We start from the raw sequence: 13,279 nt of genomic DNA, 5'->3' as shown, positions 1-13,279 counted from the left end.
GACCCGTCACCGCCGGGACCCGCGCAGCGTGTAGGCGGCGGTGCCGATGGCGGCGAGGAACAGCGCGGTCCAGGTCGCGGCGGGCGTGCCGGGCGGTTGCAGCATCCAGGTCGCCACCTGGACGGGTACGTCGGTCGCGGGCGGAACGAAGAGCGCGATCGCGAACCAGGCGAACGGGAGTGTCCAGCCGAACTGCCCGGAGAACAGCGTGGCCGCGATCGCGGCGAGTCCCGTCAGCCCGGCGATGTCCCGGATGACGAACCCGGCCCGCGCCGGGTCGCCGGCCGTGGCCTGGAGCCCGGCCAGCACCCCGCCGGCGAACAACCCGATGAGCAGCACGTGCGCCGCCCGTCTGGGAGCCCAGCGGATCGCGGCGGTCCGGTCGAGCGCGGGGTCCTGCCCGCTCAGCCCGATCGCACTCGCCGCCACGGCCCAGGTCAGCACGAGCGCGGCCGTTCCCGCACCGACGGGTCCGGCGCCCTCCGTCGTCCGGGCGAGCCCTCAGATCGCCGCGGCGCCGAGCAGCGTCGCGGCGATCGACGCGGGGACCTGGCGTGAGCGCGCGTACAGGGTCAGCCACCTCACCGGGTGCCGCCCTTCAGCACGTTCAGCAGGTCGCCGTCGCAGGACAGGGCGGCCGCCCGCAGCGCCGCGACCCGGGCTCGCTGTTCCTCCGCCGGCAGGGCGCGCAGCGCGTTCCAGGCGGGCCGGGCGAGCGCGTCGACCTCGGCGCGCACGGAGGACGAGCGGAGGTGGGGGCGCAGGTCCCCGAGGAACCAGGCCGCCGCGACATCACGCGCGGCCAGTTCGCGGACGTACCGGCTTCGGGACTCGTACTCCTCGCCCTCGCACGGCGGTGTTCCGGCACCGGCGAGCAGGCTGCGGGTGAGGTCCGCGCCCGTCAGGTCACCGCGGAAGCCCGCTTCGTCGAAGTCGACGGGGACGACGCCGGCCCTCCGCGACCCCTGCGTGCGGGGCGGCCACGCGCCGGTGGTCTCCCGGACCGATCCCGGTGCGCCCGGTAGCTTCGCCAGCAGCCGCAGCGCGTCACGGCCCGGACCGACGAGCGTGCCGAGCCTGGCCCTGTTCACTTCGGTGACGCAGACCTGGCCGCTGCACACCGGTGCCGCAGCCGCCGTGTCGACGACGAAGGCCCGGGCCGGATCCGACGGCAGGACCGGCAGCGCGACCGCCGCGCCCAGGGCCAGCGGCAGCAGCGCGAGCAGCCGCGTGCGCCGTTCGGCGGCCGCCAGCAGCAGGAAGCCGGTGGCTGCCACGCCGAGCAGCCAGAAGGCCTGTCCGAGGCTGACGCGGCCCGCGACCGTCACGAACACGTCGTTCACCTCCGGCAGTGCCGGGGAGAGCAGCGCGATGCGGTTCGGCACCACGCCACCGGCCCCCTGATCCATCGTCACGGTCAGGGACACCATGGCCAGGAGCGACGCCACGGCGAGCACCGGCGGGGTGAGTGCGGACGGAGCGGTCCGTCCGATGCCCATACCCAGCCAGGCCCCGGCGACCAGCCCCAGCACACCGACCGCCAGGATGGGCAGCCAGGCCAGATGGAAGTATCCGTCTCCCGCGATCACCTGCACCGCTCCGACGAGGAACACCAGCAGGTAGGCGACGGTGAGGGTGAGCGCCGACGCGCCCGCGACCGTGGCCGTCCGTTGCCAGGCGGGGCGCGGCGCGGTCGCGAGCAGCTCCCGCATCCCCGAACGGTGGTCGCGCAGACCCTGAAGCGCCCCGGCGCCCGTCGCCAGCGGCCACAGGAACGCCAGCAGGAACCGCTCCCACCGCGCGGCGGACGTCCACTGCGCCGTCCACAGCTCGGAGCCCTTCCACCACGGCCCGCTGAGCCCGTAGAGGAACGCCAGCGCGACCAGCAGGACGAGCAGGCCCGCCCAGGGCGCGGTCGAACGCCGCAGCTCGATGCGCAGGATGCGCCCGTTCACCACCTGCCCGATGCCCGGGACCCGCCCCTTCACCACGTGCCCCTCTCCGGCTCGGGGCGGGAGAGCAGCGCCGAGTAACCACGCTCGATCGGGCTGTCGCCCACGTCCCGCGGACCGCCCGCCTCGGCCAGTCGATCCGGCGTGCCCTGGAACACGAGGGCTCCGTCGGCGATCAGCACGACGTCCGCGCAGGCGGCCGCGACGTCCTCCACGAGGTGCGTCGAGACGACGACACAGGTGTCGGTGCCGAGCTGCTGGAGCAGTTCACGGAAGCGCAGCCGCTGCGCCGGGTCCAGCCCGACCGTCGGCTCGTCGAGCAGCAGGATCCTCGGGTCGTTGACGATCGCCTGCGCGATCCCGGCCCGCCGCACCATGCCACCGGACAGCGTTTTCATCCGGTCGTCGGCACGGTCCGCGAGGCCCACGCGCTCGACGGCGCGCTGCACCGCCGCCGGGATGTCCTTCCTGGGCACCTCCTTGAGCCACGCCATGTACTCCACGAACTCGCGGACGGTGAAGCGCCGGTAGTACCCGAACTCCTGCGGCAGGTACCCGATCCGGCGGCGTACCTCTCGCCGGCCGGTGTGTCCCCCCGCGGAGACACCGAGCAGTTCGAGGCTTCCGCCGGCCGGCCGGAGAACCGTGGCCAGAGCACGGATGAGGGTCGTCTTCCCGGCGCCGTTGGGCCCGAGCAGGCCGTGCACCCCGGTCCCGAGCGACAGGTCCAGCCCGTCGACGGCCATCCTGCGTTTGCCGGCCCGCACCATCAGCCCCTTGGCCTGGATCTCCCAGGCGTAGGCGGTAGGCGCGATGTCGGCCGTACGTACTGCGGACATCACGAAGTCTTTCCTCTCAAGGTGTCGGCGGCAGGCGCCTCGACTTGTGGGCGTGCGCTCCGGGGGAGTCAGCGGGCGGCGCCGAGGACGGCGTAGGCGCCCTTGCGGACGACCACGACCACCGCCCCGACTGCGAAGAGCGCGCCCCACACGGGCAGGCCGCCCGGTTGCAGAGCGAAGGGGGTACGGCTCAGCGCGACGGCCGGTGCGACGATCACGGCCGCCCACACCGCCGCCAGGGCGATGGCGGCGCGGGTCACCCCGACCAGCCCGCCGAGCGCGAGAGCCGCGGTGGTGAACGCCAGACAGGGCAGCAGCCAGAGCGCGACCGTGGTGCCGGTCATCCACCCGGCCACCAGGAGCGCGGGGACCACCACGACCAGCACCGAGGCCGTGCGCCGGAGCACGAGACGCAGGCCCGCCCTCGGTGTGGCGGTGGTCAGTTCGTACAGCGGGTCCAGCCCGCGCGCCCACGAAGCGGCGACGCCGAGTACGGGCAGCACCGGCGCGATCAGCGGCACCAGCGAGATCCCTCCGAAGGAGGATCCGGCCGAGAGGTCGAACACCACGGCGAGGAGCGTGACGAACAGCGTCATGCCCATCCACGGCACCATCGCGGGTGTCGCCCAGGTCGACGGCCACCGGGCCCACCGTCGCCGGGGCGGCGTCGGGGGGATCCCGGCCAGCAGCGGTCCCAGCTCCGACCAGACGCCGTCGACCAGCGCGGTCACCTCCGGCATCTGCTCCCCGACGACCGTGGAGAGCCGGTCCCGGCACACCGCACACGACTCGAGATGGGCCTCCAGGGCCCATACCTCGTCGGCCGCGACCCCCGTGTCGCCGCGCGCGTAGCGGCCGATGAGCCGCTCGGACGCGTGTTCCACGCTCATGACAGCGCCTTCCGCATCGCGATCCGCGCCCGCCTGGCGCGTGTCTTGACGGTGCCCTCGGGCACCCCGAGCAGGGCCGCGGTCTCCCGGACGGACAGCCCGTCGAGCACCATGGCCTGCAGTACGTCCCGTAACTCCGGGGCGAGCCGGCTCAGGGCGTCCCCGACGTCACCGCCGACCGTCGCCGCCAGCACCTCGTCCTCGGCGGCCGGTACGACGGCCTCGGCGGTCACCGCGACGGGCGGCCGGGCGTGGTGCGCCCGCCGGCGGAAGGCGTCGACGAGACGGCGCGCGGCGATCGTCCACAACCAGCCCACGGCCGACCCGCCGACCGACGCTCCCGCGAACGCGCCCGCGGCACGCCACACCGCCAGGTACGTCTCCTGCATGACCTCGGCGACGATCTGCGCGTCGGCGCAGCGGCGGCGCAACCGCACCGCCAGCCACGGCGACGTACGCCGGTACAGCTCCTCGAAGGCGGCCCGGTCTCCCTCGGCGACGAGCCGTACGAGACGTTCCTCGTCCACACCGTCCATGCCGACCGCCGTCCTCTGACTCGAGCTCACACCGTCCAGACGCCCGCACCGCCCGCACGGTTTTCCTCTGCGGGTGTCCTGCGTCACACAAGGTGGGTGACCCGGACTCGGCAGGGATTTCGGCTCGGCCTGTAATAACCGGGCTGTCACGCGCATTCCTCGGTGACAGAGCCGACACGAGGAGACGGCGCGTGACCCAAGCACAACGCTTCCGGGACGTCTACGAGGAGTGCTATCCGCGCGTACTCGCCTATGCCACGAGCCAGGTGGGACGGCAGGTCGGTGAGGACATCACCAGCGAGACCTTCACCGTCGCGTGGCGGCGGATGCGGGACGTTCCGCAGCCCGCGCTGCCCTGGCTCCTCGGCGTGGCCCGCAACCTGGTGCGGGAGTTACGTCGCCGGGACAGCCACCAGTACGCCCTCGCCGCACAGGAGGCACAGCGCATCAGTACCGGCGCTGGGACCGAGGCGCAGGACGTGGCCACGGGCGTGACCGACCGAGAGGCGGCGCTCCAGGCCCTGGCGAGCCTGTCCGGCGCCGACCGGGAACTGCTGACCCTGATCGCCTGGCACGGGCTGAGCCCCAAGCAGGCGGCCCGCGTCCTGGGCTGCACCACAGCGACCCTGACCGTCCGGCTGCACCGGGCCCGTCGCCGGCTGGAACGGGCCGTGGAGGCCGTGTCCGTACCACCCGCGCCGGCAGTGCGCCGCGCTGACGGCCGTACCGACCGTGAAGGAGCACTCGCATGAGGAAGACATACGACGGGTCCGCGCGGCGGCGCGACGTCATGAAGACGCTCGCGGACGCCCGGCCCGCCGAGCTGGACCCGTCCCGGCTGGCGGGTTCCCGGCGGCAGCGCGAGGACCTGGCCCGGATCACGGCCGCCACGCAGGTCAGGCCCACCCGAGGCTCCCTGGCCTGGCTGCGTCCCCGGCTCCTGCCGCTCGGGGCCGTCGCGACCGTCGCGGCGTCCGCGATCGTGGTGGGCACCCTCCTCCAGCAGGACTCGCGCGGCACCACGAGCGCGCAGCCGGGCACCCGCCCGCCGTCGGCCACCGCGACGGGGCTGGACGGCCGTATGGAACTGCTCGGCGTGGCGAAGGCGGCGGAGGCTTCGGCTACCGAGGGAACGTACTGGCAGGTGACCACGCGGGCGGAGAACCTGGACGTCGCCGGTGAGCCGGGACGGTACTTCGCCGTGCGGAGCACCGAGACACAGGAGTGGTCGGTGGGTGTGCGCCCGGGAACCCGGAGCCTGATGGTCACCGGCCTGGACGCCGAGACCGAGCCGCGCACCGCGGCGGACGAGGAACGCTGGCGGGCCGCCGGTTCACCGCGGCAAGTGGTGAGCCCCGCACGGGCTGACGGCGGGGTCAGGACCGCCTTCACGATCGGACCAGGGCGGCCCCTGGTCATGCGCACCGACAACGACAACAAGATCTACGCCCTCGGCCCGGACAACGTCTCCTACCGGGATCTGCGGAAACTGCCCACGGACAGCGCGCAGTTGCGCCGACAGCTCCAGCCGCTGTACGAGCGGGACGGCGGCGCCGAGAACAGCGGCGACCGTACGGCCTGGATGCTGCGCCAGGCGGCCAATCTCATCACCATGCCGGTGAAGCCCGGCACCCGGGCTGCCGCGTACCGCCTGCTCGCGGACCTGCCGGGCATTCGCGTCCAGGGCTCTGCCACGGACCCGCTGGGCCGCGAGGGCATCGGCGTCACGCTCCCCGGCAACGCGGAAACCCCGCTGGGACACGTCGAGCAGCGGCTGGTCGTGGACCCCTCCACCGGCGCTCTGCTCGCCGAACTCTCCGTCCTGGCCGAACCGTCGGCCACCGCGCGGCAGGCGGGGCTGGACGCGGGCACGACGGTGTCCTACTCGGCGACCACCCGGATGGAGTGGGCGCAGCGGCAGATCACCGTGCCGGAGAACGCCCGGCACTGAACTCCCCCGCGCGGGCCCGGCACCGCGGGGCCTTTCACGGAATCACAACCCCAGAAGAAGGAGCGACTTGATGAGTACCCGCGCAACCCGCGCACAAGGGTCTGCCTCACGCGGCATCCGCGTGGCCACGGCAGTTGCGGCCTGCGCCCTCGCCCTCACACCGTGGGCCGCGCAGGCGCAGACCGAGACCGAGCCAAGGGCTCAGACGCCCTGGAAGCTCGCGATACCGCTTTCGGAGACGGATGCGAGTGTCTTCATGGATGTCGACGCCAGGCACAGGAACGACGCCTGGGCGGTCGGCAGGAAGACGGACGACTCCTTCTCGGCGGCCCCGCTGGCCAGACACTGGGACGGCAAGCGGTGGAGCGACGTCCCGCTCGCGGCGACCGGAGGCAGACCGGCGCAGTTGGACGCGGTGGCCGCCTCCGGCCCCGACGACGTCTGGGTCGCCGGGACGTACACCGACGTGGAGATCGCCGCCGACTCCTCGGCCCGGCTGCCGGACCGCCTGGCGGACCGTCTCTCCGACGCTCCGGCGGACCGGTCCCGCGGCGGCGCCGCGCGTCCCGCGACCGCCGGCCCGATCGTGCTCCAGCACTGGGACGGCACCCGGTGGAAGCGGGTGCAGCGTCCCGCACCCGCCGAGGGCTGGATCCGCTTCGTCGGCGAACTCACCTCGCTGGGCCGGGACTCGGTGTGGCTGACCACCGTCGACTGGAACCCGGTCACCGGTGCGTACGCCGGGAAGCTGGAGCAGTGGGACGGCCGCACGTGGCGGCAGACGGCCCTTCCCCCATCACCGGACGGCAGCCCGGTGGAGCCCTGGGACATCACCGGCACCGGCCCCGACGACGTGTGGGTCACCGCCCAGGCCGGTTCCGACGGCACCGCGACGCCCCTGCTCTACCACTTCGACGGCCGGCGCTGGACCGTGGACACCATCCCCGTCCCGTACGAGTACGGCGCCGGCTGGGTGGCCAACCACGTCGTGACGACGAAGCGCGGCACGGTCCATGTGTTCGGCAAGACCAACGACCCCGGCGTGGCCGACGGACTCCTCGCCACGCGCTGGGACGGCCGCACCTGGCGGCCGGTGCCCACGCCCGGCGTCGAAGAGGTGAGCGCCGCGGGCACGGACGGCTCGGGAACGGTGTGGGTCACGGGCTGGCCCGTGGGCGGCAGCCACGCGGTGCTCTCCCGCTGGGACGGCACCTCCTGGACGGACGAGGGGCTCCCGGAGGAGATCTCGGCCCGGGTGGGCAGTACGCTCCTCGACCTCGACGGTGTCCCCGGCACGCGCGCCGTACTGGCCGTGGGAGACGTCGCCTGTGAGAGCACCACGGGCGGGTGCGGTCTGGTGCTCTCGCGCGGGATCGGCTGACGGGCGAGCCGACGGGAGACGGGCTCGGACCGGACCGGGCCTGCGCGGGCACTCCCGCAAGGGGCCGAGGACACGAACGGCCGCTCCCGCCCGTGCTCAGCCGGCCCGCCAGGCCGATTCGAGGGCCGTCCGGTTGGCGCGCAGAAGCTCGTCCAGGTCCGTCTCGTAGAGCGAGTCCGGCACGTTGTCGGAGAAGATCTCCAGGACGCAGGGGCCGCGGTAGCCGACGTCGTGGGCGGCGTGCAGAAGTCGGCCGACCGGGATGTCACCGGTGCCGACGGCGCGCCGGTCCATCCGCGAGCGGGGTGTGCGCCAGTCGCTGACCTGGAGCAGGAACAGACGGTCTGGGGCGTCCGCGAGGTGGGGGACGAGATCCGGGTCCTGCCACAGGTTCCACAGGTCGAGGCAGACGCCCACGTTCTCCCGGTCGACCTCCTGGACGATGTCGAGCGCCTGCCGGTAGGTCCAGATGGCGGTCTCCGCGTTGAGCAGGACGGGGTTGAGGGGTTCCAGCGCGATCCGTACGCCGTGGTCGGCGGCGATGCCCGCCAGTTCGCGGTGATGGGTGACGACCTGACGGACCGCCTCGTGCAGGTTCCCGTCGGGCGCCGGCCCGGTGTTCGTGACGAAGGCCGCGCCCGGGGCGAACGGTGCGATCAGCTCCACGCTGCGGCGGAAGCGGTCCAGCCGGTCGCGCCGGTCGGCGGGGTCCGGCTGGGTCTCGCTGGGGAACACGGTCCGTACGAGGGGCTGGACCGAGCTGATCGGCAGGCCACTCTCGGCGACCGAGGCGAGTTGGGCCTTGGCACGGTCGTGGTCGTCGTGGAGTTTGGTCTCGCACAGCTCGATCGCCTCGACACCGAGGTCGGCGTAGTGCGTCAGGTCCTCCTCGAAGGACCACGGCATGGTGGTGAACTGGTTGACGCCGTAGGGGAAGGCGAACGGAGGTGTGGGGCTGTTCATACGAGCGCCTCCGTGTCCGTCTCGTTGTCGGTCAGGAAGCCGGTGACCGTCCGGTGGAACTTCTCCGGCTCGTCGAAGAACAGCCCGTGGCCGCTGTGCTCGAAGAAGACGGTCCGGGCACCCGGGAGCGCCTCACCGACCCAGGCGGGGCCCTGCCAGGGGAACACCTGGTCCTGACGTGCCACCAGGACCAGGCTGGGCAGCCGGACCGTGGGCAGCAGGTCGCGCCAGTCGTGGCGGGTGTGGTCGGCCATCAGCGCGTTGCGTGCGTACGGGGGCGACTTGGCCATCTCGGCCAGCAGCAACTCCCTCTCCTGCGGGGTGGGTTCGCCCGCAAAGACGGTGTCGATCTGGTCCTCGTCGAAGGCCGGGGGGTCACAGGTGAGCTGCGTCTGGAGGGCGGCCAGGGAGGGTTCGTCGTAGCAGGTGGCGTGTGCGTGCGGCCAGTCCGGCGCGTAGTACTGGCGGGGTGCCTGTTCGACGTACACCGCGCGGGCCAGGCGGTGGCTGCCGAAGAGTTCGAGATAGCTCCAGATGACCGGGCAGCCCAGTGACCAGCCCAGGACGGTGACGTCGCGCAGGTCGAGTTCTTCGAGGACGTCGAACAGGTCCTTGGCCAGCCTCGACACGCGGTAGCCGTGGCGGGGTTTGCCGGAGTCGCCGTGGCCGCGCAGATCGACGGTGATGACGCGGGCGTGTTCGGCGAGGGCGTCCAGGTTGCGGGTGAAGAAGCGGCCGCTGAAGCCCCAGCCGTGGATCAGGACGAGGGGAGGGCCGGTGCCCTGCTCCTCGTAGTGGATGGTGACGTCGTCGCTGGTGGTGACGGTGCCCATGGATCTCCTTCTACGTGCGTGGGTCGGTGAGGCCCTCGCCGAGCGCGGCCACGGCGGCGGCTCCGTGCCCGGCCGCGAGCAGCGGCGTGCGGATGTCCTGTTCCAGGTCGGGCAGGTAGCCGATGAGGACGTCGGCGGGCCCCTGGATCCGTACGCGGCCCAGCGCGGCCGGCAGCAGCAGGCTCCGGGCCCGCCCGAGCCGCTCGGACCGGCCACCGGACTCCACGGTGACCGGGGCACCGGCGTTGCTGACGACCAGCGCGGTGGAGAAGTCGTGCACCAGCGGGGCCGTGGTGCCCGCCCGCCACCGCTCCAGCGCGAAGTACGGGCCGGCGCACAGCACGGTGCGCTCCACCGCGTCATCGAGCTGGACGCTCAGGCCGGAGTGGAACTCGGGGCGTGGTCCGGGACGCCACTCGGCGAGCAGTCGCCCGAGGTTGGTGTGCCACTCCTCGTCGTCCAGTTCCGAGCCGTCCTCCATGTGCCGGCGCATGGCGTGCTGCTGGATGTCGGAGGTCTGCTCGATCTCGTAGACGAGGGTGCCGGGGCCGAAACTGTGCAGGGTGCCGCCGGGCACGTAGACGGTCTGCCCGGCCCGTACCGGAAGCCGGCGCATGACCGCGTCGAAGTCCTGCGCGAGCAGGGCCCGGTGCAGTGTGTCCCGGTCCACGCCGGCCTTCACCCCCACCAGGGCGGTGGCTCCCGGGGCCGCGTCGAGGACGTGCCACGCCTCGGTCTTGCCGTGGGGCTCGCCCTCCAGCCGGCGCGCTGTGTCGTCGTCGGCGTGCAGATGGACCGGGAGGGCACCGGTGCCGTCGATGAACTTGGTCAGCACCGGGAAGCGCGGGCCGCGCCACCCGCGCCCCACGAGTTCGTCGGGGTGGTCCTCGACGAGCCCGCGCAGCGTGAGTCCGGCCAGCGAGCCTTCCGCGACCCGTGCTCCCTCGCCGTCCACATCGCTGACCTCCCAGGTCTCGGCGACCGGACCGTCGGGCAGGCCGGTACGGCCCAGCCGTTCGGCGATGACCCGGCCGCCGAAGACGTGCTGCTTGACAGGGGTGGTCAACCGCAAGGGGTACCAGTCCACGGTCACTCCTCGTTCCTGCCGGGGCGATTCCTGCCGGGGTGTCAGAGGATGGGCTGGCCGCCGGTGACGGCGATGCGCGCACCGGAGACGTACGCGGCCTCGTCCGAGGCGAGCATGACGTACACGGGGGCGAGTTCGGCCGGCTGCCCGGCGCGCCCCAGCGGTGTCTGGCCGCCGAAGTCCTCGACCTGCTCGGGCGGCATCGTGGCGGGGATCAGCGGCGTCCAGATGGGCCCCGGGGCCACGCTGTTGACCCGGATGCCCCGCTCGGCGAGCGACTGGGACAGGGAGCCGACCATGTTGGCGATGCCCGCCTTCGTCGCGTTGTACGCCAGCAGGCCCGGAGGCGGCGAGTCGGAGTTCACCGAGGTGGACGCGATGATCGACGCACCCGACTTCATGTGCGGCACGGCCGCCTTGCAGAGGTGGAACATGGCGCTGAGATTGGTCGCCAGCGTGTGGTCCCACTCCTCGTCGGGGATCTCCTCGATCGAGTCGCGGAACATCTGGAACGCCGCGTTGCTGACCAGGACGTCGATGCGGCCGAACGCCTCGACGGCCCGGGCCGCCACCTCCCGGCAGTGGGCGGGATCGCTCAGATCACCGGGCACCAGAACCGCCTCGCGACCGGCCTCCTCCACCCAGCGCGCCGTGTCGCGGGCGTCGTCCTCCTCCTCGTCCAGGTGCGAGAGGAGCACATCGGCGCCCTCGCGGGCGTAGGCGATCGCGACGGCCTTGCCGATACCGCTGTCACCACCGGTGATCAAGGCCTTCTTCCCGGCCAGCCGACCCGATCCGCGATAGCTGTGCTCACCGTGGTCGGCCTTGGGCCGCAGGTCCGCCTCGTTACCCGGAGGCTGTTGCTGCTGTGCGGGCTTGGACATGGGGAAATCCCCCTCTTCTCTCTCATCGCGGGGATCGCTGCACCGGCTGGAGGCGGTAGCGCCGCCGTCACCGAACGAAGGGCCGCGTCAAAGTGCGGCAAAGGGATGGGCGCCGGTGCGCCTGTCACGCCGACCGGGGTACCCGGGGCGCCTGGCCGGAAACCAGCCCTACGGCAGTCGTACGACGCAAGGAGAGCCGATGGCACCGCCCCGCAACCGTGCACAGGACGACCACCAGAGGAGGGGGAAGGGACCCCCCGGGAAGGGCCACACCGGCCGCGGGCGACCGGACGGGCGCGCACTGCTCACGGACCCGCTGAGCAACAAGGGTGTCGCCTTCACCCAGGAGGAGCGGGAACGCCACGGACTGGTCGGGATGCTGCCGCCCGCGGTGCTGTCCCTGGAGCTCCAGGCACGCCGCGCCTGGGAGCAACTCCAGGCCCAGCCGGACGACTTGGCGAAGAACGTGTACCTGGAGCAGCTCCACGACCGCAATGAGGTCCTCTACTTCCGGCTGCTCTGCGACCACCTCACCGAGCTCCTGCCGATCGTGTACGACCCGACCGTGGGCGAGGCGGTCAAGCGCTACAGCCACGATTACCGGCGGCCGCGCGGCGTCTACCTGTCCATCGACCGCCCCCAGGACATCCGCCCCGCGTTCGAGGCGCTCGGCCTCGGCCCCGACGACGTCGACCTGCTGGTGGCCACCGACGCGGAGCAACTCCTCGGCATCGGCGACTGGGGCGTCGGCGGCATGCAGCTCGCGGTCGGCAAGCTTGCGGTCTACACCGCCGCCGCGGGCATCCACCCGGGGCGCGCCATCCCGGTGATGCTCGACGTCGGCACCGGAAACCAGGCACTGCTCAACGACCCGCTGTACGTCGGCAACCGGCACAACAGGGTGCGCGGCGAGGCGTACGACTCGTTCGTCGCCGCCTTCGTGGAGGCGGTGGGCGAGCTGTTCCCGCAGGCGCTGCTGCACTGGGAGGACTTCGGCCCCGGCAACGGCCGCCGCATCCTCCAGCAGTACGGCGAGAAGATCTGCACGTTCAACGACGACATGCAGGGCACCGGCGCGATCACGCTGGCCTGCGTCATGAACGCGGCACGCGTCACCGGCACGCCCATGCGGGATCAGCGGATCGTGATTCTCGGCGCCGGGACGGCGGGCGTGGGCATCGCCGACCAGCTGCGCGACGCCATGGTCCGCGACGGACTGGACCGCGAGGAGGCCACCCACCGCATCTGGTGCGTGGACCGCCAGGGCCTGCTGCGGCAGTCCACCGAGGGACTGCGCGACTACCAGCAGTCGTACGCCCGCCCCGACGACGAGTGGCCCGACGACCGGCCGGCCGACCTGGCAGGTGTGGTGGAACGTGTGCACCCGACCGTGCTGGTGGGAACCTCCACCCAGCACGGGGCCTTCACCCAGGACGTGGTGCGCTCCATGGCCCGCCACGTGGACCGGCCGGTCGTCCTGCCGCTGTCCAACCCCACGGAGAAGATCGAGGCCATGCCGGAGGACGTGCTGCGGTGGACCGGCGGCAAGGCCCTGGTCGCCACCGGCATCCCGGTACCTCCGGTGGAGCTGGACGGCACCACGTACGTCATCGGCCAGGCCAACAACGCCCTCATCTACCCGGGCCTGGGGCTGGGCGCCGTGGTGGCCCGCGCAGAGCGGATCACCGACGGCATGCTCCAGGCCGCGGCGGAGGCCGCGGCCAGCCTCGCCGACCTGTCGGAACCCGGCGCCGCCCTGCTGCCGGAGGTGCGGAACCTGCGCACCTCCTCGGCCGTGGTCGCCACGGCCGTCGCCCGCCGCGCCGCCGAGGAGGGCATCGCCCGGGCCCGCCTGGACGACGTGATCCAGCAGATCCAGGACGCCATGTGGCAGCCCGAGTACGGCTGACGGGACGGTGCGGGAGCCTCTCCTTGAGCCGACCGGAGTCGTGCGTGCCGTCGC

Annotated in this window: 13 protein-coding genes; 4 read left to right on the top strand and 9 right to left on the bottom strand. The window is 72.7% G+C overall.

The genetic code is table 11. The features are described from left to right. Nucleotides 1–6: 6 nt before the first annotated feature. From ABFX81_RS08580 to ABFX81_RS08560, 5 genes are all read right to left on the bottom strand, one after another. Nucleotides 7–444 carry a hypothetical protein gene (locus ABFX81_RS08580; protein WP_346137859.1) on the bottom strand — a complete coding sequence of 146 codons (438 nt, stop codon included), beginning with the start codon at nt 442–444 and terminating at the stop codon, nt 7–9. Nucleotides 445–581: 137 nt separating this feature from the next. After that, nucleotides 582–1,988 carry a hypothetical protein gene (locus ABFX81_RS08575; RefSeq protein WP_346137858.1) on the bottom strand — a complete coding sequence of 469 codons (1,407 nt, stop codon included), beginning with the start codon at nt 1,986–1,988 and terminating at the stop codon, nt 582–584. Then, complete coding sequence (locus ABFX81_RS08570) at nt 1,985–2,791, bottom strand: ATP-binding cassette domain-containing protein (protein ID WP_086841562.1); 807 nt, start codon at nt 2,789–2,791, stop codon at nt 1,985–1,987. The genes ABFX81_RS08575 and ABFX81_RS08570 overlap by 4 nt, the downstream gene beginning before the upstream one ends. 68 nt (nt 2,792–2,859) lie before the next feature. Further along, a complete protein-coding gene (locus ABFX81_RS08565) occupies nt 2,860–3,681 on the bottom strand; it encodes a zf-HC2 domain-containing protein (RefSeq protein ID WP_086841564.1) in 822 nt (273 codons plus the stop codon). Then, a complete protein-coding gene (locus ABFX81_RS08560; protein WP_086841566.1) occupies nt 3,678–4,217 on the bottom strand; it encodes a sigma-70 family RNA polymerase sigma factor in 540 nt (179 codons plus the stop codon). Before ABFX81_RS08560 ends, ABFX81_RS08565 begins: the two co-directional genes overlap by 4 nt. Before the next feature lie 191 nt (nt 4,218–4,408). On the opposite strand from ABFX81_RS08560, the gene ABFX81_RS08555 reads away from it, so the two are divergent. The 3 genes from ABFX81_RS08555 to ABFX81_RS08545 all read left to right on the top strand — a co-directional run bounded on the left by ABFX81_RS08555 (nt 4,409) and on the right by ABFX81_RS08545 (nt 7,549). Further along, complete coding sequence (locus ABFX81_RS08555; protein WP_086841568.1) at nt 4,409–4,969, top strand: sigma-70 family RNA polymerase sigma factor; 561 nt, start codon at nt 4,409–4,411, stop codon at nt 4,967–4,969. Continuing rightward, nucleotides 4,966–6,168, top strand: coding sequence for a CU044_5270 family protein (locus tag ABFX81_RS08550; RefSeq protein ID WP_086841570.1), 1,203 nt, complete (start codon nt 4,966–4,968; stop codon nt 6,166–6,168). The genes ABFX81_RS08555 and ABFX81_RS08550 overlap by 4 nt, the downstream gene beginning before the upstream one ends. 70 nt (nt 6,169–6,238) lie before the next feature. Then, entirely contained in the window at nt 6,239–7,549 is a 1,311-nt protein-coding gene (locus ABFX81_RS08545; protein ID WP_346137857.1) for a hypothetical protein, read from the top strand. Between the two features lie 96 nt (nt 7,550–7,645). Here ABFX81_RS08545 and ABFX81_RS08540 read toward each other — a convergent pair whose 3' ends face one another. The 4 genes from ABFX81_RS08540 to ABFX81_RS08525 are packed head-to-tail and all read right to left on the bottom strand — an operon-like array spanning nt 7,646 to nt 11,316. Next, entirely contained in the window at nt 7,646–8,512 is an 867-nt protein-coding gene (locus ABFX81_RS08540; RefSeq protein WP_086841575.1) for a TIM barrel protein, read from the bottom strand. After that, nucleotides 8,509–9,345 (bottom strand): alpha/beta fold hydrolase, encoded by an 837-nt coding sequence (locus ABFX81_RS08535; protein ID WP_086841577.1) that lies wholly within the window; start codon nt 9,343–9,345, stop codon nt 8,509–8,511. Before ABFX81_RS08535 ends, ABFX81_RS08540 begins: the two co-directional genes overlap by 4 nt. 10 nt (nt 9,346–9,355) lie before the next feature. Then, nucleotides 9,356–10,432 carry a mannose-6-phosphate isomerase gene (locus tag ABFX81_RS08530; protein ID WP_086841601.1) on the bottom strand — a complete coding sequence of 359 codons (1,077 nt, stop codon included), beginning with the start codon at nt 10,430–10,432 and terminating at the stop codon, nt 9,356–9,358. Nucleotides 10,433–10,473: 41 nt separating this feature from the next. Further along, nucleotides 10,474–11,316: an SDR family oxidoreductase gene (locus ABFX81_RS08525; protein ID WP_086841579.1), complete on the bottom strand. Its 843-nt coding sequence runs from the start codon at nt 11,314–11,316 to the stop codon at nt 10,474–10,476. Between the two features lie 199 nt (nt 11,317–11,515). On the opposite strand from ABFX81_RS08525, the gene ABFX81_RS08520 reads away from it, so the two are divergent. After that, nucleotides 11,516–13,225, top strand: a complete 1,710-nt coding sequence (locus tag ABFX81_RS08520; protein WP_086841581.1) for an oxaloacetate-decarboxylating malate dehydrogenase — start codon at nt 11,516–11,518, stop codon at nt 13,223–13,225. The last annotated feature ends 54 nt before the right edge of the window (nt 13,226–13,279 follow it).

This window comes from Streptomyces coeruleofuscus, from assembly GCF_039532725.1.
GTDB classification, from domain to species: Bacteria; Actinomycetota; Actinomycetes; order Streptomycetales; family Streptomycetaceae; genus Streptomyces; species Streptomyces coeruleofuscus.
This window is presented reverse-complemented; position numbering and strand designations above follow the sequence as displayed.